23 protein-coding genes are annotated in these 21,830 nt (G+C 69.1%); 13 read left to right on the top strand and 10 right to left on the bottom strand.

Translation table 11 applies throughout. The features are described from left to right. Window positions 1–49 precede the first annotated feature (49 nt). The gene (locus tag KBX43_RS08420) at window positions 50–4,486 is read left to right on the top strand and encodes an HAD-IC family P-type ATPase (protein ID WP_069089559.1); all 4,437 of its coding nucleotides are present in this window, start codon (window positions 50–52) and stop codon (window positions 4,484–4,486) included. On the opposite strand, the gene KBX43_RS08415 is transcribed toward KBX43_RS08420, so the two are convergent. Both KBX43_RS08415 and KBX43_RS08410 read right to left on the bottom strand, forming a co-directional pair. Beyond that, complete coding sequence (locus tag KBX43_RS08415; RefSeq protein ID WP_043330800.1) at window positions 4,483–5,430, bottom strand: L-threonylcarbamoyladenylate synthase; 948 nt, start codon at window positions 5,428–5,430, stop codon at window positions 4,483–4,485. The genes KBX43_RS08420 and KBX43_RS08415 overlap by 4 nt on opposite strands. A 20-nt stretch (window positions 5,431–5,450) precedes the next feature. Then, the gene (locus KBX43_RS08410) at window positions 5,451–6,080 is read right to left on the bottom strand and encodes a helix-turn-helix domain-containing protein (protein ID WP_043327660.1); all 630 of its coding nucleotides are present in this window, start codon (window positions 6,078–6,080) and stop codon (window positions 5,451–5,453) included. A gap of 65 nt (window positions 6,081–6,145) precedes the next feature. Between KBX43_RS08410 and KBX43_RS08405 the strand changes: the two genes are divergently transcribed. Beyond that, window positions 6,146–6,736 (top strand): dienelactone hydrolase family protein, encoded by a 591-nt coding sequence (locus KBX43_RS08405; RefSeq protein WP_043327661.1) that lies wholly within the window; start codon window positions 6,146–6,148, stop codon window positions 6,734–6,736. Window positions 6,737–6,739: 3 nt separating this feature from the next. Here KBX43_RS08405 and KBX43_RS08400 read toward each other — a convergent pair whose 3' ends face one another. Genes KBX43_RS08400 through KBX43_RS08390 form a run of 3 tightly spaced genes read right to left on the bottom strand, consistent with a single transcriptional unit; the run spans window position 6,740 to window position 8,162 of the window. Continuing rightward, a complete protein-coding gene (locus KBX43_RS08400) occupies window positions 6,740–7,420 on the bottom strand; it encodes a PH domain-containing protein (protein WP_210883976.1) in 681 nt (226 codons plus the stop codon). 53 nt (window positions 7,421–7,473) lie between these two features. Further along, window positions 7,474–7,860, bottom strand: coding sequence for a VOC family protein (locus KBX43_RS08395; RefSeq protein WP_069089563.1), 387 nt, complete (start codon window positions 7,858–7,860; stop codon window positions 7,474–7,476). Further along, on the bottom strand, window positions 7,857–8,162 hold the full coding sequence (locus tag KBX43_RS08390; RefSeq protein WP_043327664.1) for a helix-turn-helix transcriptional regulator: 306 nt from the start codon (window positions 8,160–8,162) through the stop codon (window positions 7,857–7,859). Before KBX43_RS08390 ends, KBX43_RS08395 begins: the two co-directional genes overlap by 4 nt. 53 nt (window positions 8,163–8,215) lie before the next feature. On the opposite strand from KBX43_RS08390, the gene KBX43_RS08385 reads away from it, so the two are divergent. Continuing rightward, on the top strand, window positions 8,216–8,764 hold the full coding sequence (locus KBX43_RS08385) for an AAA family ATPase (RefSeq protein ID WP_210883975.1): 549 nt from the start codon (window positions 8,216–8,218) through the stop codon (window positions 8,762–8,764). A gap of 79 nt (window positions 8,765–8,843) precedes the next feature. Beyond that, window positions 8,844–9,578: an LPXTG cell wall anchor domain-containing protein gene (locus tag KBX43_RS08380; RefSeq protein WP_064448027.1), complete on the top strand. Its 735-nt coding sequence runs from the start codon at window positions 8,844–8,846 to the stop codon at window positions 9,576–9,578. A gap of 66 nt (window positions 9,579–9,644) precedes the next feature. Here KBX43_RS08380 and KBX43_RS08375 read toward each other — a convergent pair whose 3' ends face one another. Further along, entirely contained in the window at window positions 9,645–10,043 is a 399-nt protein-coding gene (locus KBX43_RS08375; protein WP_210883974.1) for an ester cyclase, read from the bottom strand. 147 nt (window positions 10,044–10,190) lie between these two features. On the opposite strand from KBX43_RS08375, the gene KBX43_RS08370 reads away from it, so the two are divergent. Both KBX43_RS08370 and KBX43_RS08365 read left to right on the top strand, forming a co-directional pair. Then, entirely contained in the window at window positions 10,191–11,075 is an 885-nt protein-coding gene (locus KBX43_RS08370; RefSeq protein WP_210883967.1) for an aminoglycoside phosphotransferase family protein, read from the top strand. A gap of 46 nt (window positions 11,076–11,121) precedes the next feature. Continuing rightward, on the top strand, window positions 11,122–11,685 hold the full coding sequence (locus tag KBX43_RS08365; RefSeq protein WP_210883965.1) for a dihydrofolate reductase family protein: 564 nt from the start codon (window positions 11,122–11,124) through the stop codon (window positions 11,683–11,685). Window positions 11,686–11,748: 63 nt separating this feature from the next. Here KBX43_RS08365 and KBX43_RS08360 read toward each other — a convergent pair whose 3' ends face one another. Beyond that, complete coding sequence (locus tag KBX43_RS08360) at window positions 11,749–12,135, bottom strand: MerR family transcriptional regulator (protein ID WP_064448031.1); 387 nt, start codon at window positions 12,133–12,135, stop codon at window positions 11,749–11,751. Between the two features lie 95 nt (window positions 12,136–12,230). On the opposite strand from KBX43_RS08360, the gene KBX43_RS31405 reads away from it, so the two are divergent. Genes KBX43_RS31405 through KBX43_RS08350 form a run of 3 tightly spaced genes read left to right on the top strand, consistent with a single transcriptional unit; the run spans window position 12,231 to window position 13,468 of the window. Next, the gene (locus KBX43_RS31405) at window positions 12,231–12,845 is read left to right on the top strand and encodes an NADPH-dependent FMN reductase (RefSeq protein WP_247677235.1); all 615 of its coding nucleotides are present in this window, start codon (window positions 12,231–12,233) and stop codon (window positions 12,843–12,845) included. Next, window positions 12,794–13,147 (top strand): DUF4259 domain-containing protein, encoded by a 354-nt coding sequence (locus KBX43_RS31400; protein WP_231915607.1) that lies wholly within the window; start codon window positions 12,794–12,796, stop codon window positions 13,145–13,147. The genes KBX43_RS31405 and KBX43_RS31400 overlap by 52 nt, the downstream gene beginning before the upstream one ends. Window positions 13,148–13,189: 42 nt before the next feature. Then, window positions 13,190–13,468: a hypothetical protein gene (locus KBX43_RS08350; protein WP_064448033.1), complete on the top strand. Its 279-nt coding sequence runs from the start codon at window positions 13,190–13,192 to the stop codon at window positions 13,466–13,468. An 82-nt stretch (window positions 13,469–13,550) separates the two neighbouring features. Here KBX43_RS08350 and KBX43_RS08345 read toward each other — a convergent pair whose 3' ends face one another. Next, entirely contained in the window at window positions 13,551–14,048 is a 498-nt protein-coding gene (locus KBX43_RS08345; protein WP_166456803.1) for an SRPBCC family protein, read from the bottom strand. A gap of 1,592 nt (window positions 14,049–15,640) precedes the next feature. On the opposite strand from KBX43_RS08345, the gene KBX43_RS08340 reads away from it, so the two are divergent. Both KBX43_RS08340 and KBX43_RS08335 read left to right on the top strand, forming a co-directional pair. Further along, window positions 15,641–17,164: a hypothetical protein gene (locus KBX43_RS08340; protein WP_210883963.1), complete on the top strand. Its 1,524-nt coding sequence runs from the start codon at window positions 15,641–15,643 to the stop codon at window positions 17,162–17,164. Between the two features lie 644 nt (window positions 17,165–17,808). Beyond that, window positions 17,809–18,453: a class I SAM-dependent methyltransferase gene (locus KBX43_RS08335; RefSeq protein ID WP_210883961.1), complete on the top strand. Its 645-nt coding sequence runs from the start codon at window positions 17,809–17,811 to the stop codon at window positions 18,451–18,453. Window positions 18,454–18,605: 152 nt separating this feature from the next. On the opposite strand, the gene KBX43_RS08330 is transcribed toward KBX43_RS08335, so the two are convergent. Both KBX43_RS08330 and KBX43_RS08325 read right to left on the bottom strand, forming a co-directional pair. Beyond that, window positions 18,606–19,355: a glycosyltransferase gene (locus KBX43_RS08330; protein WP_307851488.1), complete on the bottom strand. Its 750-nt coding sequence runs from the start codon at window positions 19,353–19,355 to the stop codon at window positions 18,606–18,608. Beyond that, on the bottom strand, window positions 19,352–20,143 hold the full coding sequence (locus tag KBX43_RS08325; protein WP_030501466.1) for a GntR family transcriptional regulator: 792 nt from the start codon (window positions 20,141–20,143) through the stop codon (window positions 19,352–19,354). Before KBX43_RS08325 ends, KBX43_RS08330 begins: the two co-directional genes overlap by 4 nt. A 154-nt stretch (window positions 20,144–20,297) precedes the next feature. On the opposite strand from KBX43_RS08325, the gene KBX43_RS08320 reads away from it, so the two are divergent. Together KBX43_RS08320 and KBX43_RS08315 are read left to right on the top strand one after the other, a co-directional pair. Next, the gene (locus KBX43_RS08320; RefSeq protein ID WP_041799353.1) at window positions 20,298–20,615 is read left to right on the top strand and encodes a hypothetical protein; all 318 of its coding nucleotides are present in this window, start codon (window positions 20,298–20,300) and stop codon (window positions 20,613–20,615) included. A 294-nt stretch (window positions 20,616–20,909) separates the two neighbouring features. Beyond that, window positions 20,910–21,803, top strand: a complete 894-nt coding sequence (locus KBX43_RS08315) for a hypothetical protein (protein WP_210883958.1) — start codon at window positions 20,910–20,912, stop codon at window positions 21,801–21,803. Window positions 21,804–21,830 lie beyond the last annotated feature (27 nt).

The following is a 21,830-nucleotide window of genomic DNA, read 5'->3' as shown; positions in this document are numbered from 1 at the left end:
GGACGCCGCGCCGGGAAGTCGGGCCGCCGGGACGAGACCGGGAGGCGAGATGGCGCTGGGACGCTTCGCCGGCCTCCTGCTGTCCCCGACGGTCGTACCCACCAAGGTCTCCGAGGTCGCGGGAAGCGTGGGTACGGCCGCCGCCCGGCTGGCCCGGCTCACCGGGCTGACCAGCCGCCGGGTGTGGTCGCAGGACGGCCGCCACCACATCGAGGTGCACGGCGTCTGCCAGGACGGCGGCGACCGGCTCGCCCGTCAGGTCGAGGCGGCGCTGGAGTCGATGCCGGGCGTGACCTGGGCGCGGGTGAACGCGCCGTCCGGCCGGGTGGTGGTGGCGACCGGGGAGCCGGCGCCGAAACTGCGCGATCTGATCGCCACAGTGGCCCGCGTCGAGCAGACCTGCCCGTACGAGCCGGACCCGGAGATCGAGCCGCCGCAGCCGCCCGAGGACGGCCCGCGTACCGCGCGCACGTTCGGCGCGCTGCTGTCCGACGTGCTCGGACTGGGCATCTCCGCCGCCACCCGGGTACTGCCGCTCACCCCCGTGCCGGCCGAGGTCGCCGGGCTGCTCGGCGCTGTCGACCTGCACCCGAAGCTGCACGCGCTGGCCGGGCTGGGCATCCGCGCCGACCCGCGCGCCGAGGTGCTGTTCCCGCTGGCCGAGGCGGTGGTGCAGGGTCTCACCGGCGGCTGGGCCGGGATCGTGCTGGACGGCGCGCAGCGCGTCGTGCAGTGGGGCGAGGGGGCCGCTCAACTGGCCGCGTGGCGGCGGGCCGAGCCACACCTGACCGGTGACCCGGAACGGGCTGTGGCCCGGGTGCCGGACGGCGAGCGGCCGTGCCCGGTGCCGGACGGGCAGCCGGAGCGCTACGCCAAGCGGGTACTCCCGGCCGGCGCGGTCGCCGGAGCGGCGGCGCTGCCGGTGCTAGGACCCAAGCGGGCCGCCGCGCTGGCACTGTCCTCGCTGCCGAAGGCGCCCGGTTCCGGCCGCGAGGGTTACGGCGCCCAACTGGGCCGGATGCTCGCCCGGCGCGGCGTGATCGCGATGGACCGCAGCGTGCTGCGTGAGCTGGACCGGATCGACACGGTGGTGCTGGACGCGGCGGTGCTCGGTTCGGACCGGGGGGTGCTGGCCGACCTGGCGCCGCTGGCCGACGCCGACACCGGGCAGGTCGCCGCCCGGGCGTTCGCGCTGTTCGACCCGGCCGAGCCGGACGCGGTACGCGCCGCCGACGGCTGGCGGATCGGCCCGCTGGACCGGCTCGGCGCCGACGATCCCGGGGACACCGCGGACAGCGCGCGGCTGCGCGCCGACGGTGGACGGCTGCTCGGGCTGGCCGAGAACGGCCGGCTCGCCGCCGTACTGCGGGTAGAGCCCGAGCCCGCACCGGGCGTGGACGCGCTGGCGTCGGCCGCCCGGCAGGCGGGCCTGCGGCTCGTGGTCGGCGGCGCGGACGACGGCCGGTACGACTTCGCCGACCTGCTCGTACCCGGTGGTGCCCGGCTCGCCGGCGCGGTGCACGACCTGCAACGCGAGGGCGCGGTGGTGATGGTGGTCTCCGGCGAGCGGTCGGCGCTCGCCGCCTCGGACTGCGGCCTCGGCGTGTACGGCCCGGAGGACCTGCCGCCCTGGGGCGCGCACCTGCTGGTCGGCGACGACCTGCGGGTACCGGCACTGCTCATCGACGCGGCCGGGGTGGCCCGCCGGATGACCGAGCAGAACATCCGGATCGCCATGGCCGGCACCGGGCTCGGCGCGCTCGGAGCATTCACCGCCGACCGTCGGCGGCTGCCCCGCCCGACGCTCGCGGCGGTGAACGGCGCGGCAGCGCTCGCGTTCGCGCACGGCGTGTTCCGGGCGCACCGGCTGCCGGACCGCACCGGCGTACCGGTGCCCGCGCTCAGCGCCTGGCATCTCATGCCGGTGGAGACCGTCCTCGAACAGCTCGGCACCGACGCGTCCGGGCTGACCGAGGGCGAGGCGACCCGGCGGCGGCGCGTCGAGGTCGGCGACGAGCACGGTCCGGCCGGGCTGCTCCGCTCGTTCGTCGAGGAGCTGTCCAACCCGCTCACCCCGGTGCTGGCCGCCGGTGCGGTGCTCTCCGCCGCGTTCGGCTCACTCGTCGACGCGGCGCTGGTCGGCGGCGTGGTGGGCGGGTCGGCGCTGGTCGGCGCGGTGCACCAGCGCAACACCGAACGGTCGCTGGCCGAGCTGCTGTCCCGCTCGGCGGTCACCGCCCGGGTTCTGCGCGACGGCGCGGAACGGGTGGTGCCCGCCGAGGAGCTGGTACGCGGCGACGTGATCACGATCAGCTCCGGGGACGCCGTACCGGCCGACTGCCGGGTGCTGACGAGTGACGGGCTGGAGGCGGACGAGTCGTCACTGACCGGTGAGTCGCTGCCGGTGGCGAAGAGCCCCGACCCGGTGGTCGCGGCGGCCATCGCCGAGCGGCACTCGATGCTGTTCGAGGGCACCACAGTCGCCGCCGGGCACGGCACCGCTGTGGTGGTGGCCACCGGCGCGGAGACCGAGTCCGGGCGGAGCCTCGCGATGGCCCGGCAGGCCCCGCCCGCCAGTGGTGTGGAGGCGCGGCTGGGCAAGCTGACCAGCAGCGCCGTACCACTGGCGGCCGCCTCGGCGATCTCGGTGGCCGGTGCGGGGCTGCTTCGGGGCGTACCCCTTGCCGAAACGGCGGCGACCGCCGCGAACCTGGCCGTGGCGTCGGTGCCGGAGGGGTTGCCGTTTCTGGTCAGCGCCGCGCAGCTGGCGGCGGCGCGGCGGCTGGCCGAGCACGGCGCCCTGGTCCGCAACCCCCGGACCATCGAGGCGCTGGGCCGCGTCGACGTGCTCTGCTTCGACAAGACCGGCACGCTCACCGAGGGGAAGCTGCTGCTGGCCGGGGTGGGCACCGGTGACGGCCGGTACGCCGTGCTGGGCGAACTGGACGAGCCGCTGCGGTCGACGCTGGCCGCCGCGGTGCGGGCCACCCCGTCCGCCGCCGACCCGGACGAGTTGCCGCAGCAGACCGACCGGGCGGTACGCCACGGCGCGGACGCCGCCGGGGTGACCGAGCGGACCGGCGCCGCGGAGTGGACCGCCACCGCCGGGCTGCCGTTCGAGCCGTCCCGGGGCTACAGCGCCGCTGTCGGCCGCTCCTCCGGCGGGCTGCTGCTGAGCGTGAAGGGCGCCCCCGAGTCGGTGCTGCCGCGCTGCGCGTCGCGGCGCACCGCCGAGGGGGACCGGCCGCTCGATGCGGCGGGGCGCGAGGAGGTGCAGGCCATGCTGGCCGGGCGGGCCGGGGCCGGGCACCGCATTCTCGCCGTGGCCGAGTGCCGGGTCTCCACCGAGCAGGTCAGCGACGAGCAGGTGAACGGGCTGGTCTTCGTGGGTTTCCTGACGCTCGCCGACGGGGTGCGGGACAGCGCCCGGCCGGCGGTGGCCCGGATCCGGGCCGCCGGCGTACACACCGTCATGATCACCGGCGATCACCCGGCCACCGCCGAGGCGATCGCCGCCACGATCAGCCCGGAGGACGGCGGCCAGCGCGTTGTCACCGCCACCGACCTGGACCGGCTGGACGACGCCGCGCTCGCCGAGCGCCTGATGGCCACCGACGTGGTGGCGCGCTGCACGCCGGCGCACAAGGTACGGATCATCCAGGCGTTGCAGCGCCAGGACCGGACCGTCGCGATGACCGGTGACGGCGCCAACGACGCCCCGGCGATCCGGCTCGCCGACGTCGGTATCGCGCTCGGTCAACGGGGCACACCCGCCGCCCGCGCCGCCGCCGACCTGGTGGTCACCGACGACCGGCTGGAGACGATCATCGCCACGCTGGTCGAGGGCCGGGCCATGTGGTCGTCGGTGCGGCACGCGCTCAGCATCCTGGTCGGCGGCAACCTCGGCGAGATCGCGTTCAGTGTGCTCAGCGCCGCCGCGACCGGCCGCTCCGCCTTGAACGGCCGGCAACTGCTGCTGGTCAACCTGCTCACCGATCTCGCGCCGGCGCTCGCCATCGCGGTACGGCCGCCGGCCGACGACCGCGCCGACCACCTGCTACGCGAGGGTCCGGACTCCTCGCTCGGTGTGACCATGACCCGGGAGATCGGGCTGCGGGCGGCGTCGACCACGCTGGGCGCAACCGCCGGCTGGACGATCGCCAGGTGGACCGGCACCCAGCGGCGGGCCAGCACCGTCGCGCTGGCGTCCCTGATCGGCACTCAGCTCGGCCAGACCGTACTGGCCGGCGGCACCAGCCCCAGCGTGCTCGCCGCCACCGCCGCGTCGGTGGGCGCGCTGGTCGCGGTGGTGCAGACGCCTGGTGTCAGCCAGTTCTTCGGCTGCACCCCGATGGGACCGGTGGGCTGGGCAATCGCCACCGGCTCGGCGCTCGGCGCGACGTTCGCCAACGGCACGCTCACCAAGCTGATGGACCGCATGCCGCAGCCCGGCTCGCACGGGCGTCCCGACGCGGAACAGTTCTAGTGCCAGGTGGCGGCGGCCCGGCGCAGCCGGTCGTTTATCGCGCGGCCCACTCCGGTGTCCGGCACCGGCTCGGCGACGATCTCGGTCACCCCGGCCGCGTCCAGCCGGTGCAGCGCGTCGAACAGTCGCGCCGCCGCCGCGGTCACGTCGCCGTCGGGCGACAGCACCTCCACCGCCGCCCAGTCGCCGTCCGCCGGTGGCTCCCGGAAGGCCAGGAACCCCCGCCGGCCGCCGCCGGGCTCGGCCGCCGCGCCCAACCGCAACGGGGTACGCGGGGCGTAGTGCGCGGCCAGCGTCCCGGGCGCGACGGGCTGACCGGAGCTGCCCTGGCGCACCTCGACCGGGCCGACCGCCTCGATGATCGCCTCGACCGGAAGCGCGCCCAGCCGCAGCACCACCGGCCGGTCGCCCCGGGCGTCCACGATCGTCGACTCGATGCCGCACCGGGTGGGCCCGCCGTCGAGCACCACGTCCACGGCGCCGCCCAGCCCGGCCACCACGTGCTCGGCGCGTGTCGGGCTGAGCTGGCCGAACCGGTTCGCGCTCGGCGCGGCCACCGGCACGCCGGCCGCCGCGATCAGCGCCCGCGCCGACGGCTCGTCCGGTACGCGTACCGCCATGGTGTCCAGGCCGGAGGTGACGATCGGCGGGATGATCTCCGGTCGGTCCACGATCAGGGTGAGCGGGCCGGGCCAGAAGCGCTTCGCCAGCTCGGCCACCGCCGCCGGCACCTCGCCCACCAGCGCGGCCAGGTCGGCGGCGTCGGCCAGGTGGCTGATCAGCGGGTCGAAGCTGGGCCGCGCCTTGGCCTCGAAGATCCGGGCCGCCGCCCGCGCGTCGAGCGCGTTGGCGCCCAGGCCGTAGACGGTTTCGGTGGGGAAGGCGACCAGCCCGCCGGCGCGCAGAACGGCGGCGGCCTCGTCGATGCCGCGCTCGGCCGGCAGGACGCGCGGGGATCCGGTGCTCACGCTTCCGACGCTAGCCTGCTCTCTTCGCCGCCCCGGCAAGACCCCGTCGAAGGGGCGGGGTCCGTGTCCGGGAGCGTGGGCGCGTCCGTGGGGTAGAGGCCGGCGGCGAAGCCGTACACCTGGTCCCCGGCGCGGGGGATCTGCGCGAACCGCCGGGCCAGCGCCTGCACCTCCGCCCAGAACTCGCGGACGTCCTCGATCGGGATGCGCGCGTGCACGAGCGTGCACCGCAGTTCGTCGGCGGCGTGCGCGGCGGCCGCTTCAGCTGCCGCCTCGGCGAGGCCGTTGATCCGGGACACGACCTGCTTGTCCTCTGTCCGGGTGAGCGTGCCGACGTAGAAGGTGCGGGCGACACGCCCGTAGAACCGCTCTTCGATGGCGCGTACCCGCCGGGTCCGCACCACGCGCAGCAGCCCGGCGTCCACCAGTTGGTTCACGTGGTACGCGACGCTGCTCTTCGGCCGGTCGACCGCGCGGGCCAGCTCGTTCACCGTGGCGGCGCGTTCCAGCAGCAGTTCCAGGAGCGTGCTGCGCAGCGGGTCGGCGAGCGCGCGCAACTGCTCCGGGGCGGTGACCACGAGCAGGTCCTCGAGGTCGTAGTCCGGGATCCGCTGATTGACCGACATTTCTCGACCGTTCTAAGATTCTGGTTCGTTCGATAACTCTGGTCTGACAACTCAGGAGTGTAGTGATGGCCGAGATCGTGCTCTTCCACCACATTCAAGGGCTCACCGACGGCGTACGCGCCCTCGCCGACTCCCTGCGCGCCGGCGGACACACCGTGCACACCCCGGACTTATTCGACGGCGAACGGCCGGCCACCATCTCCGACGGCGCCGCGCTGGTCAAGCGCATCGGCGGCGACGTCCTCGACCAGCGCGCCGACGCGGTCGTCGCCGACCTGCCCGCCGACCTCGTCCACGCGGGTGTCTCCTGGGGTGCCGCCATCGCCCAGCGGCTCGCCCAGACCCGGCCCGGCGCCCGGGCCGCCCTGCTCTACGAAGCCTGCCTGCCGGTGACCGGTGAGTGGGCGATCGGCCCCTGGCCCGACGGCGTGGCGGTACAGGTGCACGGCATGGAGCGGGACCCGTTCTTCGGGCTGGAAGGCGACGTGGACGCCGCCCGCGAGCTGATGTCGATCGTCGGCCCCGAACGCGGCGAGCTGTACGTCTACCCCGGCGACCGGCATCTGTTCACCGACAGCTCGCTGCCCTCGTACGACGCCGAGGCGACCGCGCTCGTGGTGAGCCGCAGCCGCGAACTGCTCGACCGGCTCGCCTGACGCCTACTCGTCACCCCGCAGCCGCGCCAACTCGGCCGCGTACTCGGCGTCGGTCAGCACCCCGCGCTCGTACTGCCGGGTCAGCGCGTGGATGTCACGCCGCCGCCCGGCGCTCGGCGCGGGCGGCCGGGTCCGGTCCGGACGGTCGACGCGGACCGGACCCGGCGCCGGGCTCGCCGCCGCGCGCTGCTCCGGGGGCCGGGCCTCGCGGTGGCACTCCCGCAGGTTCGCGAGGATCTCGTCGTAGTGCTCCGGCCAGGTGACCAGCCGGGTCAGCTCCAGGCGGAACGGCCGGACGATGGCGCCGGACTGGATCGGCGTCTGCACCGGCGCGCCGTCGGTCCGCTCGACGACGATCGCGTCGCGTCCCATGTCCAGACCTGCTATCGAACCCGTACCGCTGTGGATCTCCACGACCGACGCCCACGGCACCGTGGTCGTGCGGAGAAGCGAGCGCGAACGTACGCCGACGGGGCTCACCCAGACGCCGAGCATCGCGCGGCGAACCCAGACGACTAGGCCGACGGCGGTCCAAGCCACGGCGAACGCCGCCATCGGGCCCGGATAAACGCCGCGAACGCCCGCGAACACGAGGTACACCAGGAAAGCGGCCGTCCCCACCACCGCGCACATCGCGCCGCCGGTGGTCAGGTCCAGCGAGTACGGGCGCCGCCACACCGTCATGCCGCCAGGGTGACCGATCGTGTCCAGCGGTTCAGCGCGGCGTCAGCGCCCGGCTACCGGTACTGTGCGATCTGGATCAGGTTGCCGCAGGTGTCGTCGAACACCGCGGTGGTCACCGGGCCCATGTCGACCGGCTCCTGGGTGAACAGCACGCCGAGGCCCCGCAGCCGCTCGTGCTCGGCGGCCACGTCGTCCACCGCGAACTGCGTCAGCGGGATGCCGTCGGCCGCGAGCGCCTCCTTGAACGCCTTGGCGGCCGGGTGCGCATCGGGCTCCAGCAGCAGTTCCACGCCGTCCGGGGCGTCCGGCGAGACCACAGTCAGCCAGCGGTACTCCCCGGTCGGCACGTCTGTCTTCTTCACGAAGCCCAGCACCTCGGTGTAGAAGCGCAGCGCCTTGTCCTGGTCGTCGACGTACACGCTGGTGAGGTTGATTCTCATGGGTTCTCCTGGGTGGGTTCGGCGGACCTGAGCCATCGCTCGGTGACGGCCCGCAGCGGCCGGGTGTCGAGGTGGTGGAACTTGTAGCGACCCTGCCGCCGCGTGACGACCAGGCCGGCGGCCTCCAGGACGTCGAGGTGCTGGGAGATCGCCTGCCGGGACGACGTGACCTGGTGCTTCGTGGCCAGCCGCCCGCAGATCTCGAACAGGGTCTGACCGTCGCGCTCGGTCAGCTCGTCGAGGATCAGGCGGCGGGTGTGGTCGGCCAGCGCCTGGTACAGATCGCCCACGTCACCCACCATATGCAAGTGACGGCTTGCCTATCAAGCGGATTGCCCGCCATTCGGAGGACGACATGCCCGGATACATCCTCACCGGCGCTCCCGGCTCCGGTAAGACAGCGATTCTCCGGCACCTGGAGATCGACGGGTACCCCGTCGTGGAGGAGGCGGCGACCGACGTGATCGCGCTTCACCAGGCGCTCGGACGACCGGAGCCGTGGCGTGAGCCGGGCTTCGCCGACCGGGTGCTGGATCTCCAACGGGAGCGCCGTCGCCGAGCCGCGGCGAACGCCGGCGAGGTCGTCTTCCACGACCGTTCGCCCGTCTGCACGCTGGCGTTGTGCCGCTATCTGGGCCGGGCCGCACCGTCCGCGCTGCTCGCCGAGATCAAGGACATGACGGCGAATCGCCACTACGAACAAACCGCTTTCTTCGTACGCCATCAGGGCTTCGTGGAGGCGACCGCCGCTCGCCGGATCACCTTCGAGGAATCACTCGTCTTCGAGCGAATCCACGAGTTGACCTATCGCGAGGCCGGATTCGACCTCGCCGACGTGCCGGCCGGCCCACTGGCGAGCCGGGTCGCGGCGATAAGAGAGGCGGTTGATCGACTGCGCCGTTAGCGCAATCAATGCTCCTTGCGCTTCGGAGGGACGCCGGTAACATCTCCATGTTTTGATCTACACGGGGAGGAAAGTCCACATGCGATGGAAAATCCCGGCCGGCGCCCTGGTGGCGCTGGCCTTTGTGATTCCGGCGGCGCCCGCGGCGGCGCAGACCGCAGTGCCCGGGCTGAACGACGCCTGCCAGACGGTCGAACGCAAGGTGTACAAGGATTTCCGCGAGCTCGTCACCATCGACCTGGACACGGCCAACGTTTCCGAGCTGCGGCTGCTGGCCTATCGGCTCCTGGCCGAGGCGCAGGCCGAATCGTTGCCCGTTCTGCCGGGCGAGATCGAGGAGCGGCTGAAGGGCACCTCGGACGACCTTCGCGCATACCTCAAGAACGTGGAGAATCGCTGGGCGACGGCTCTGCGCGTCTCGATCGGCCAGACGATGACGGGTGCCGGCCCCAACGTGCGGGCCGCCGCGCAGAAGGTGCTCGACAACCCGTCCGTCGAGGCCTACCTCGCCTACCTGAACAACGGCCTGTACGAGGCTCGCGCGCTCGACTGCGCATCCCAGCCGACGCCGACGCCGTCTCAGCCCACGACCACGCCGACCGCGACGCCCAGCGCCACGTCGACAGTCGTGCCGCCCCTCAGTCCCTCCGCCAGCGTGGGCGTACCCGGCGGCGACGGTGGTGGCGAGGGTGGCGGCCTGCCGGTGACCGGCTCCGACACCGCGACAGTGGCCGGCATCGGCGGGGCGCTGCTGCTCCTCGGCGGCGCCAGCTACGTCATCGGACGCCGACGTCGTTCCCGCTTCGTCGCATAGCTTCCTGGGCGCGCCCAGCTCGATGTCGCATCGGGCTGGGCGCGCCGCGTTTCCGGATTCCCCCGGTCAGCCGGCGAGCTGCCGCCGCACCGAGTCGGTGTCCATCAGGTACGACATGTGCTTGAACTTGCCGTCCTGGAGCCGGTAGAAGGCGGTCTCGACGAACGAGACCGAGGCGCCGGTAGGTGCCAGGCCGTTCCACTCCTTGACGGGCGTTCCGGTGTCGACGAGGCGGGCGGCGATCCGGTCGCCCTCGACGACGACCTCCTGGATCTCCCAGTGGAGATCCGGCACCGCCTCGACGTGCTTGTAGAACTCGGCCACCATGTCCGCCATCCGGACCGGCGTGCCGTTCATGATCACCTCTTCGTGGGCGAAGTCGGCCATGCGGTCGAACTCCCGCTTGTTCGCCAGATCGACGTACCGCAGGTAGAAGTCACGCAGTTCCTCAGTGGTGGCGCTCATGATCGCTCGTTCCCCTCCGCACATTTTGTACCGCTCGGTTCGGAGCCAACCGTAGCAGGGTTCTGTACCGATCGGTTCATGATCAGGATCACGCCGCGCTCCGAATTCGATTGACCGTGTGATCCGGCGGGTCCTACGGTCGCGTCGATGCGTCCGGGAGAGATCGTCGTCACTGTGGAGCAGGTACGCGCCCTGGTCAGCGACCAGTTCCCCGAATGGTCGAGCCTGGCGATCGTGCCGCAGCCGCTGAACGGCACCGACAACGCGCTGTTCCGGCTGGGCGACTCCCTGACGGCACGGCTGCCCCGGGCGCCGTGGGCGGTCGACCAGGTGACGACGGACGCGACCTGGCTGCCGCGGCTCGCCCCTCACCTCCCGGTGCCCGTGCCGGTGCCGGTCGCGGTCGGCCGACCCGGCGGGGACTATCAGTGGCCGTGGACCGTCGTCCCGTGGCTCGACGGGGACAACCCGCAATCCGGGCAGGACCACGTCGACCTCGCCGTCGACCTCGCCCGCTTCGTACGGGCGATGATCGCGATCGACCCGATGGACGGGCCGGTCAAGGAGGGCATCCAGCGCGGCGTACCCCTGGTGCAGCGCGACGAACTGACCCGCCGGTCGATCGCGGAGCTGGGCGACCGGATCGACGGCCGGGCAGTGACCGCGGCGTGGGACGAGGCGATGGCGGCGGACGAGTGGCCGGGACCGCCGGTGTGGCTGCACGGCGATCTGCTGGCGGGCAACCTGCTGGTCGACCGGGGCCGGCTCACCGGCGTGATCGACTTCGGCGGTCTCGGCCGCGGCGATCCGGCCGTCGAGGTGCGACCCGCCTGGAGTCTGTTCGACGCCCGCGCCCGGGCCGCCTACCGGGAGGCGCTCGGGTTCGACGAGGCGACCTGGGTACGCGGTTGGGCCTGGATGCTGTCCGGATCGCTCTACTGGCTGGCGGACCTGTGGGACTCGATCAGCGAGTACGACCGCCGGGACACCATCCGCCACATCGACTACATTCTGCGTCACCGCCACGACTGACCTGCGGGGTCCGGTGTTGCGGGACCGACCGACGGAGGCATGCGCTGTGCGGAAATTGATCTACGGCATGAACCTGACAGTGGACGGCTACGTGTCCGCGCCCGGCGACGACATCGGGTGGGGCGAATCGAGCGACGAACTGTTCCAGTGGTGGCTCGATCAGGAGCGGGCGGTCAGCCTGTTCCTGTACGGGCGCCGCCTGTGGGAGAACATGAGCGGCTACTGGCCGACCGGCGACCAGCAGCCGGGCGCCACCCCGGCGCAGATCGAGTTCGCCCGGAACTGGCGGGACACGCCGAAGGTGGTGTTCTCCTCCACCATCGACAAGGTCGACTGGAACGCCCGCCTGTTCACCGGGGACGCGATCGCCGAGATAACCCGGCTCAAGGCCGGGGACGGCGGCCCGATGAGGGTCGGTGGCGCAGCCCTCGCGGGGGCGGCCATGCGGGCCGGGCTGATCGACGAGTACGAGATCGTCACCCACCCGGTCCTCGTGGGCGCCGGCGCGCCGTTCTTCGGCGCGCTGGACGGCTGGTCGAAGCTCGACCTGGTGGAGACGCGGACGTTTCCCGGCGGCGTGACCCTGAGCAGGTACGCAACGAGGCGGTAGCGACTTCCGGCGGCGTCTGAGGTCAGGCTCCAGCGCCTCCAGCCGGGTGCCGAGCCGGCGGCGTCAGGAGTCCAGTGCCGCTCCCAGATCGCAGAGCCTGGCGCCCGAACCGAGCAGTTCGAGCCGGGCCTTCAGGTCGGCCACGCGCTGCTCGGCCTCGGTGACGATGTGCTCGGCGACCCGACCCCAATCCTCGGGTCCCGGGTCGGCGGGAAGCGCGGAGAACAACTCGGCGATCTCGCGCACCGTCAACCCGACCCGCTGAGCGAGCTTGGCGACATGGATGCGGCAGGCCGCGGACTCGTCGAACCGGCGCTGGTTGCCTGCGGTACGCACCGCGTTGATCACGCCGTGCTTCTCGTAGAACCGCACCGCCGAGGGCGCCACTCCACTGTCGGCGGCGACCTCGCTGACGGTCGCGTATGCCACGACCGGGTTCGTGAGCGTCATGCCCTCACCGTACGCCGCGAGGGGTTGCTTCCCCCCGACGATGCGCGTCGATCCGGCTTGACTTCAACATATGTTCAACCCGCAGCGTGGTGGACATGACCGCTCCGACAGCACATGCCAATCACCACTCCACCACCGCCGCGCAGACCACGACGCGAGTCGCGGTGATCGCCTCCAGCCTTCGCAACGGGCGGATGAGCCCGACCATCGCCGAGTGGGTCGTCGCCGCGCTCCAGCAGAGCAGTGGCGTCAACGTCGACCTGATCGACCTCGCCGGGATCACCCTGCCCGACGACACCCGGCTTTCTCCCGGCGGCGGCCCGAGGACCGAGGTCGCCGACCGGATCGAAGCCGCCGACGCGTTCGTGTTTGTCACCCCGGAGTACAACCACTCCTACCCCGCATCGCTGAAGCGGCTCATCGACTGGCACTACGCCGCCTGGATGCTGAAGCCGGCCACCGTCGTCGCCTACGGAGTCCAGGGCGGGTACGCGGCGATCGAACACCTGCGCGGTGTCCTGGCCGAACTGAACATGGTCACCACGCGACGCTGCCTCGGACTGGCTGCCCCGTGGGAAGCCCTGGACGACAGCAACCACTTCACACCCGCCGACGGCACGAACAAGGCGCTGGCCAGCGCGCTGGCCGAACTGGCCTGGTGGACCGCCGTCCTCACCGACGCACGCGTCAACCGTCCGTTCCCGGCCTGAGGTCCTCGAACCCCGAACTTCTTCCTTGCAAAGCCCTTGGCTTGGACGACGACCTGCCACAACTGGCGATCGAAGCACTTGACCGGGTCCTCGGCGACGACTCCGAGTGGCGGAGCCTATGGGGTGAGGCGGGAGCGAGTGAGTTCCCGCCGATCAAGAGGTCCTTGTCTTTCCGCATCTATCTGCGCCGTGGTCCGCGCCTCTCGCCGGCGCCTACCAATGAACCCATGCTTCACCCGAAACCTGACACCTTGCGTCATATTTCTTCAACCAGCCGGCCCCGCAAGGTGACCACGGCGTGAGGCGGTCAACGCAGAAGACGACCCCTGTGAAAGCCTGTCGCGATGTCGCGTGCCCGCCTAGCGCTGACCGCCGGGGTTCTCCTGCTCATCGCCTCGTGCCTGCTGCCGTGCCTGCCGTTCCTGGATCTGTCCGGGATCTCGATGCCCTACCAGGACCCCACTCCCGAGATGCTGGAGAAGCAAGCCGCCGACATCACCGCAGCCGAACACAGACTCGCCGTCCACGCAGCCATCGCCGGCGCACTCGCCGTAATCGGCCTGGCAGCATTCATCTACGCCTGGAAGCACAGGCGGGCCCGCAAGGCCGACCACGGAATCTAGGCCAAACGTAAAGCATGTGCTGGGACGGATTCGTCAAGCATGTGGTGGGAGGTCAGGAGACTCCATATGCGGCAGACGGCCGTCACCTAGTAGGCGAGGGAGCGTCACCCGGCCGCGGGGGCGATAACACCATCGTCTGCCAGTTGCGGAACACGAAGCGGTGCACCGACTTCAACCCGACCCATAACGCCGGATAGAGCACGGCGCGGCCGAACCCGCGGACTGTCACCGTCGTGGTCCGGGTGACGTGCGTGCCACGGCCAGCAGGGGCCATCTCGAATAGATCCCCGAGATAGTCAACGTAGCGGTGGAAACCGAGATCCGTCGACTCCATGTGGAACGCCAGCCGGGCTGGTGGCTCCCATACGGTGATGCGCTGCCGCACCACCCCTTGCTCCGAGACACACTGCCGGGCCGCGTCTACCTCGCCTGGGCCATCGGGCAACCGGCACATCGTCGGTCGAGGCGTACCCAGGTAGAACACCGGGCACCGGGGCTGCAGTTCGAGGCGTGAGTCGCAGAGTGCCGGCCACAGCACCTCAGGCGGGTGGGGGATCGTCCAGCGCGTACGCACGATCACGCCTCCGACGGTAGTCCCACCGTCAACGGTGCAAGAGCGTCTAGCCGGACGTGTCACGGGCCCTGACCTGGCCAGATGATGTGGTGGAGCCCAGGGGACTCGAACCCCTAACCCCTGCCTTGCAAAGGTGGCTCGATGCGGCGAACCTCAGTCAGCCAGGGTCGGTGAGTGGCGTCCATGTCGCTGACTCTGTCGTCCTGCACCAGCAGCTCTCGCTTCTTGTCGGAAGTCTCGCTGACTTTCTGCTGACGGCGGCCTCCCCAGCCTCCCGCAGGAACCGTCGCGAGCCAGTCGACTGAGCAGCCGATGCAGTTGGGCAGCCGATCGGCCCGCCAGCGTCCACCGACGTGTCCGTTCGTTGCTCCCGCGATCGTCAATCAGTGAGCCACCTGGCGGGGCGGCGGGGGCGATGGAAAGTCCTCATCGAGGTAGCCCCTTTGGCGTGCCATTGCTCGTCGATGCCGCCGCGCCCACTCGACCGTCGCCGGTTCGAATGCGATCCGAGTCGCAGGGCAGGTGTGGCCGGCATGCTCTGCTGCCTGATGAAGCCTGTCAGCCAAAGCGCCTCTACTGCCAAGTGCTGACGCGACCCGCTCATCTGCGGAATCCGCCAGTGCCTTGGCCTTTGATTCGCTCGCTCGGCAGGCAGTCAGGCGCTCTCGCAGCATCTCCTCGTGAGCCTCGGCCCGTTGGGCGCGACGCTCAGGCAGCTTGCCCTGATGTTGGTTACAGACATCGCAGAGTGTCGGAGGTGCGCCGTCGCGGTCTTTCACACGCTGCGGCAGCTGACAGCACGTGCAATTAATTCGGATTGCACCGAAGGGCGTCTTCTCGTTCATTAACTACGTTCTACCTCGCATGTCAAGTTGATCTCCTTTTGTTCGTCGAGGGGGATCCTTGACATGCCCTGGCGGTGGTTCGTCAGACACCGACTGACGACGCCTCTTGTCCATCTTGCCTGCCATCAGGTGGCAGCGCCGCGTCGCTGGGGCGCGGCGCTGCCGGCCTTGCGGCGACACCCGCCGAGGTGAGCCCACGGGCGTGAAACCCCTAGCACACAAAGCACGCGTTCCATAGCCCCAGGTTGTGCATGATGAAGATCAGAATTCTCCTCCCCTCCGGTTGTCCACACAATCCACAGTGCACCCACGTACCTGTCCAGCGCTGTCCACAGGTTGTCCCGAGGCTTGTCCACCGGTGCTGTTGTGTGGTGTCGGCCTAAAGTGCTGTGATCGATCGCGACGGCTTACACGGCTGACGTTCAGCTCCCCGTAGCCTGCAAGTTGAGCGCAGGACGGGAGTTGTCAGACCCAAGCGCAAGCCTCCGAAGCACGGAGCGGCACCCGCCTAGGAACGGGTGCCGCATCGAACTCCGTGCCAGGTCCGCTGCCGACGTCCACTGATAGGAGATCGCGTGCCTAGGCTAACAACCCGGCTGGACCGGACCAACCGCCATAAAGATCGTTCCGCCCGGAGCCGCGGCCTTACAGAAGATCCCTCGGTCGAGGTTCAGCCTTGTCGCTGGCTAATCAAACGTTTGGTTCCGGCGTCCTTCGCCAGCCCGACGATGATGTTCGGCCGGTGGGTGCCAAATGCCTGACCGCCGTGTACTGAACGCCGTGAAGGGCTCTTTGTTTGACGTGCTTATGACGCGCGCGCTGCTCGCGGCCAACAGGGAGCCAGACTCAATGGTCCAGCAGCAACCCAATGAGGTCGTTGAGCGGGTCTTTCGCCGGTACAGCCACGAGCTCGTAGGGCTTGACTCAAATGGAATTTCTCGGTCTCAGGTCAAGGTGACGTCTATCAAAACGGACAAGTGGGTAGGCGATACCGTAGAGGAGCTGCCAGGACAGGCCGTCACGGTGAGGATTCCTTTCACCGGGTCAAAGGAACTCCTCCAATATGGCCTTCTCGCATATTCCGCATTGAAGCCGACTGTTTCCGATGATTCGGCAGTCGAATTGACGATTCAATCTCAGGGTAGACTAACAGCATCGACAATCAACTCAAGGGTAGCCGAATTCATTAGCGACGTCAGTGGCTGCGTTACGAAGGCCAACGCTGACGCTGCCCAATTCAACGCCCAGTTGCGGAGTGCTCTTCGGTCCAAGGTATACGACCGTAAAGACCTGCTCGACGACACAGCAGACCTCGATGCAGCGCTGACAATACCCCTCACAAGCATTGCGACCCAAGCGAGGGTGGAGGTCCCAGTTCAGCGCAAAATCGTCCGGGTGCAAGAGTCCAAGTCCAGTTCTTCTCCGACCGAGCCTCATGTCTCTCGGCAAATCTATGAGGACGTGATCCGCACGCTTAGCAGCTTCGGACGAGCCATGGAACGCCTTCCAGACACAGCTAGGGGTCTCGGCGAGGAGGCGATCCGTGATCTAGCGTTGTTCGTTTTGAACGCTAACTACGAGGGCGCAGCCACCGGTGAAGCCTTCAACGGAGCGGGCAAGACGGATATCCTCCTCAACTATCAAAACAGAAGCGCCTTCATTGGCGAATTCAAGTTCTGGGGCGGTCCGAAGGCTTTCTCCAGCGCAATCAACCAACTCTGCAGCTACACGACGTGGCGCGATACCAAAGCGGCGCTGATCCTCCTAGTAAAAGATGTTCGAGCAACCACGGCCATTGAAGGGGCCGACCAGGCGATCCGCTCGCACCCTCAGTTTCGCGAAGCGCGACCAAGCGACCGACCTATGGAGCGACGAGACTACGTCCTGACATCCAACACTGACTCCGAGCGGTTGATCTCAGTAGCGCTGCTGCCTGTGGTAATACCTGATCCTCGCAGTAAAGTAGTCGAGATCCCGGGCGCTACACCTATTGCCGCATCTTTCCCTAGCCCTCCTTCCGCTGTCGACGTCCGTCGGGTCTGGCCAGATGTGATCGCTCGGGTTTCCCGAAACTCTAAGCGAATTGCAGCGGTTTATCGCGACGGCGTCATCAATAGCGTCGAGGGTGACGTCCTGGTGGTGAGCTTCAGAAGCGCGGTGATTTCCAGCCTTGCGGCAGATCACCCGCAGCCAGTAGTAGACGCATTGTATGAAGAGCTCGGGGTCCGCTTCGCCGTCACTTGCCAAGTGGTGCCGCGTTCCTCGCAGGACTCATGACAGGCGGCTGCGCCGAGCACGAGTTCTTCAGCCATCCCGTCTGCCATCGACCCGCCCACCGGGGAGCGGGCCCCCGCTCGGCACGCCACGTCAAGACGGCCTTGACGCAGGTTCGGACGCTGGCGGGTCGGGCGGGGGTCTGCTCGGCTTGCCCGGGTCGATGGCAGGCGGGATGGTCTACCGCAACCACCCACGGACCGTGACCCGCCGGCGAAGCCCTGGCCATCCTGGAGCCGGAGCGCCCCCGCCGGAGGCGCAGTAACCGCCACCCCGCGACCGCCGCCAGCTCGCCGACGCGGCCGGCGTGCGCTTCCCTACGCCGCGCGGGCTCGTGGCCGCGCGGCCCGGCCGGCTGCCGGCCCACCCCCACCCGGTCAATACCCCTGTCGTTCTGCGGCGGCCCCTTGGGCTTCACGCTTCCGCGCCAGCCGCCGGGCGTGTTGCGTGGCCGGAGTCGGAGCGCCAGCGGAGCGACGGACGCGCGCCCAGGCGGCGGCGCGTGCGGCCCGTTCAGGGCCGCCTTGAAGACGTACAGAAACTTTGAACCACATTGCCGGCAGCCGGGCTGTCGTACTCGGGTTGGTGCGTTACATCGTGGCTTCACTTGATGCATGGCGCTCCGTCGAGTCACTACCCTCGCTGGGATGAGCGATCAAGACTGGTTGGCTGACACCCGCATCTCCTATGACACAGTCGCCGTCGGCTACGCCGACCAGGTGCGCGACGCTCTCGCTAGCGAGCCCTACCTACGAGTGAGTCTGGCGTTGTTCGCCGACATGGTCCAGGCCGCCGTCGACGGGCCGGTGGCGGACGTGGGTTGCGGACCAGGACACGTCACCGCCCACCTGAGCAAGCTTGGCGTCGACGCCTTCGGCATCGACCTTTCACCCAAGATGATCGACGTTGCTCGGCGGGATAACCCTGGCCTGCGATTCGAGGTGGGCTCGATGACGGATCTGAGTCTCGGCGACGCCTCGGTTGCCGGCCTGGTTGCCTTCTGGTCGCTGATCCACGTCCCCGACGACGCGGTACCCACGGTCTTCGGCCACTTCCGGCGGGTGTTGCGTCCCGGCGGACCGCTGTTACTCGGCTTTCACGTGGGCGACGGATCGCGGCTGAAAACACAGGGCTACGGTGGCCACCCGATGAGGGTCTACGTTCACCGACGCCAACCTGACCAAGTAACGGCTTGGCTGCGCGATGCCGGATTCACGGTCGAGGCCCAGTTGATGCTCAATCTGGACCAGCCTTTCCCAGGGGCCGTCCTCTTCGCGCGCCGCCAGCCCTAGCAGCTTCTGGGCAGTGTTGGGCTTGCACGAAATCGTCTAGCCGGACGTGTCACCCGTCATCCGACATCGATCCGTCACGCATCAAGTGGAGCCCGACATTGCCGGCAGCCGGCCGACCTGGCTTGACCTGGCCGAAGCCGCGGACTTCCGAATCAGGCACGTGCAGCGGGAAAGGACGACTGCAAAGCGGTAGCTCGCGACTCGATGAGCTGCATGCGGAGCTGCCACTCTTCGTTCGCGCTCCAGTCGCTTTGAGCGGTGATCTGGTCCGGATGCTTGCGGTACAACAGTCCAGGTTCCGCAACGAAGTACCCGTCGGTGACAACCGATGCGGCGATCAGCAGGCCGGTGTCTTCCCCGCCGGGCAGTGCCATCCATCCGCCGAGGGCAAGCGCGAGGTCACGCCGGATGCACAGCGTGGCTGGGTGGATCGGAAGCCGGTACTGGTTGGTCCGGAAGTACGTCAGGACGTCGCCCCGGGGGAGAGTGCCGCCCGGAGGGTCGGCGTGCTGCCACCCGATGGTTGACCCGTCCGGCATGAGGTCAAGCACGCTGCATGTGGTCCAGCCGACCTCCGGTCTGCTGGCGAGTATCTCGATCTCGCGAGCGAGGGCACCCGGTGTCAGTTGGTCGTCTGCGTCCAAGACTCTCAACAGGTCCCCGCCACTGCGGGCCATGGCCATGTTGCGGGCGGTCCCTGGGCCGCCTGGCTTGCCGGTCGCGCCCATGACGCGTGGGTCGTTGGGCAAGGCGGCCTCCACCTTGCCGGTGCGCCCATCCTCCTGGACTAGCCACTCCCAGGCCCATCCGTCTGGCAGCTCCTGAGATCGCAGGGATTCGTAAGCGTCTGCCAGGTAGGGAATGCTCGGGGCGTGTACCGGAGTGATGACGGAGATCTTCACTCGGACCACCGCGCAAGCTTCGTGGTGTAGACGAACTCCGTCCGATCGCCGGGAAGTACGACGTTTGACACCTCAACGACGCAGTCTTTGGTGTCCACGGAGATCTTGCGGAGGACGAGCACCGACACACCGGGTGGCAGTTTCAGGGCTTCTGCTTCGTCTGCCGACGGTGGCCGTGCGGTGATCTCGTCAACGATTCGGTCGAGCTCGATGCCGATGGTGAAGAGCTGGTTCTGGGTTCCGCCGGGCCATGGTTCGTTGTGGTCGTCCAGCAGTGCCGGGTTCTCGGCCACTACGTCGTAGACCATGTAGGACGTGTTGAGGCTGAGTGGCACCTTCTCCTTGCGCGAGCTGGTGCGGTAGATGCGTTCAAGCATCTTGGCTCCGATGGGAACGCTGAACAGGCGGGCCAGGTCGGCGCTTGCGGGAACGGTCCGATACTGCGCCGAGAATTCAAGATCTTGCATGGTCAGACCGGTGTCGCGCTCAGTCGCGCCGGTACGGCGTCGCTGAGACTCAGGCAGTCGGGCTCGGTCCTTCTCCCACTGGTACCGCTCGGGAGACCGCCGCACTCGCTGCCGGGGTGCGCGCACGAAGGTGCCTCGACCGTGGCGACGGTCGACGAGACCTTCTGCTTCGAGCGCGTCGAGCGCTTGTCGAACGACGGGCAAGCTGACTTCGTAGTCGGCCTTCAACGTCTGCTCATTCGGCAGCTTCGTGTCGGGCTTGAGTTCTCCCGAATGGATCTTTTCCCGCCAGTCTGCGGCGATCCGCTCCCATTTGGCCATGTCTTCACGCTCCTTCGCGGCAGCTTCCAGTTTAGGTCTTCATGAAGTCTTGACGCGATCGGACGGCCGTCGTACGTTGTCTGCACGTCTTCATGAAGACATGAAGACAGCGGAGTGCACCGGCGAGCGGTGCCCCAGTAGACAGGAGACGGCCTTGAAGCTGTACGTGGACACCACGAGCAAGCAGGTGACGGCGTCGAAGGACCCGGAGCCGAAGAACGACCAGAACGGCAACCAGAAGTCCGAGAAGAACACGGGCCGGCCCATGTGGTCCACCCAGGTCTTCGTGCTCGACGAGACGGGCGGGGAGGTCATCACCATCACGACGGCGGGTGAGAAGCCGAACGTGAAGGTGGGGGACTTCCTGGCGGTCGAGCAGTTGGAGGCCATTCCGTGGGCGACCAACGGGCGTAACGGCGTCGCGTTCCGGGCGGTGTCGCTGAAGCCGAAGACTGGTTCTCCGGCCAAGTAGGTCTCTTCGCACGTCGTGCTGTGTGAGCCACAGGTGTCCGTGGCCTGCGAAGCGGCCTGATGGTCCGCTGATCCAACCCCATGCGGTTCCGGGAGTGTTCCTGACTCCTACGTTCCCGGTCCGGTCGTCACGACAGGTGGCGGCAAGAAAGAAATTGGCCCGGGGTCGGTACTGACTCCTACATCTGCCGACCCCGGTGCCGTCAACTCATCCGATCCCAACTGGCACTTGGGAGGACTCGTCGTGTCCAAGTCTAGCCCTCGCCGTTCCTTCGGCGGGAAGTCAACCGGAACGGTGACGGTCATTGAGGCCAGGGTTCACCGTTCCTCGGCCCGTAACGCCCGGCTGGCGTTCGTTCTGTCGGCGGTCATCGTCGGTCTTCTGTCGGCTGTGGTGGCCGCGTCCTACATGCACCCGATCCTGGCTCTGTTCCTCGGCGCGCTCGTCGGCGTGCCGGTCGGTGGGATCGCGTGGGTGCTGGTGCGGATCTGGCCGGTGCTGCGGCTGCTGTGGTGGTGGGCGATCGAGATCGTGCTCGCGGTCGCCGTGCTCACCTTCTGGGTGCAGCTCGCCGACCACACCCCGGCCGTGGTGACGCTGCTCGTGGTCGCCCTGGTCGTCGGTGTCCCGGCCGCCGTGCCGGTCTGCCGCCGCCAGGTGATCGCCTGGGCGTGGTGTCTCGTGGTGAGGCATCGGCTGCGGGTGTGCTTCTCGCAGTTCATCATCGCCAACCAGTCCGGCAGCCTGCCGCTGATCCTGTGGGCTCGTCCCACGCCGGTCGGTGAGCGGGTCTGGGTGTACCTGCGTCCTGGCCTGTCGGCCAAGGACCTGGAAGGCCGCCTCGACAAGATCGCCGTGACCTGTCACGCCTCCACCGTGCTCATCGAGCGCGCCTCGGAGCGGACCGCCGCGTATCTGCGGTTCGACATCAAGCGCCGTGAGGTGCTGACCGCCACTGTGGGTTCGCCGCTGGTCGACGTGATCGACCCGGACGCCCCGACGGTCGAGCAGGCACCGCTGACGGTGCCGACCGCCCTGGACCTGCCGGACGTCGACGTCCCGACGATCACCCTCCCGGCACAGGGCAAACCCGCAGGCAAGAAGCCGGCCACCACCACGACGGCCAACGGCAGCAAGCCCGCGGCTTCGTCCTCGACGCCCGAGGACGACGTTTCCGACTGGATCTGACCCCCAATTTCACCTGGGACGCGAGGA

The sequence above is a fragment of the Micromonospora sp. C41 genome (genome assembly GCF_018070485.1).
Taxonomy (GTDB): Bacteria; Actinomycetota; Actinomycetes; order Mycobacteriales; family Micromonosporaceae; genus Micromonospora; species Micromonospora chalcea.
Note: the sequence above shows the minus strand (reverse complement) of the source record. Positions and strands in the feature narration are given on the sequence as shown.

Coding starts and splice junctions, on each gene's coding strand:
- KBX43_RS08375 (WP_210883974.1), bottom strand. CDS start 10,043: ATGAGCGCCACCACTGAGGAACTGCGTGACTTCTACCTGCGGTACGTC.
- KBX43_RS08395 (WP_069089563.1), bottom strand. CDS start 7,860: ATGAGAATCAACCTCACCAGCGTGTACGTCGACGACCAGGACAAGGCG.
- KBX43_RS08390 (WP_043327664.1), bottom strand. CDS start 8,162: ATGGTGGGTGACGTGGGCGATCTGTACCAGGCGCTGGCCGACCACACC.
- KBX43_RS08380 (WP_064448027.1), top strand. CDS start 8,844: ATGCGATGGAAAATCCCGGCCGGCGCCCTGGTGGCGCTGGCCTTTGTG.
- KBX43_RS08335 (WP_210883961.1), top strand. CDS start 17,809: ATGAGCGATCAAGACTGGTTGGCTGACACCCGCATCTCCTATGACACA.
- KBX43_RS08420 (WP_069089559.1), top strand. CDS start 50: ATGGCGCTGGGACGCTTCGCCGGCCTCCTGCTGTCCCCGACGGTCGTA.
- KBX43_RS08385 (WP_210883975.1), top strand. CDS start 8,216: ATGCCCGGATACATCCTCACCGGCGCTCCCGGCTCCGGTAAGACAGCG.
- KBX43_RS08405 (WP_043327661.1), top strand. CDS start 6,146: ATGGCCGAGATCGTGCTCTTCCACCACATTCAAGGGCTCACCGACGGC.
- KBX43_RS08325 (WP_030501466.1), bottom strand. CDS start 20,143: ATGGCCAAATGGGAGCGGATCGCCGCAGACTGGCGGGAAAAGATCCAT.
- KBX43_RS08410 (WP_043327660.1), bottom strand. CDS start 6,080: ATGTCGGTCAATCAGCGGATCCCGGACTACGACCTCGAGGACCTGCTC.
- KBX43_RS08350 (WP_064448033.1), top strand. CDS start 13,190: ATGTCGCGTGCCCGCCTAGCGCTGACCGCCGGGGTTCTCCTGCTCATC.
- KBX43_RS08370 (WP_210883967.1), top strand. CDS start 10,191: ATGCGTCCGGGAGAGATCGTCGTCACTGTGGAGCAGGTACGCGCCCTG.
- KBX43_RS08340 (WP_210883963.1), top strand. CDS start 15,641: ATGCCTGACCGCCGTGTACTGAACGCCGTGAAGGGCTCTTTGTTTGAC.
- KBX43_RS31405 (WP_247677235.1), top strand. CDS start 12,231: ATGACCGCTCCGACAGCACATGCCAATCACCACTCCACCACCGCCGCG.
- KBX43_RS08360 (WP_064448031.1), bottom strand. CDS start 12,135: ATGACGCTCACGAACCCGGTCGTGGCATACGCGACCGTCAGCGAGGTC.
- KBX43_RS08400 (WP_210883976.1), bottom strand. CDS start 7,420: ATGACGGTGTGGCGGCGCCCGTACTCGCTGGACCTGACCACCGGCGGC.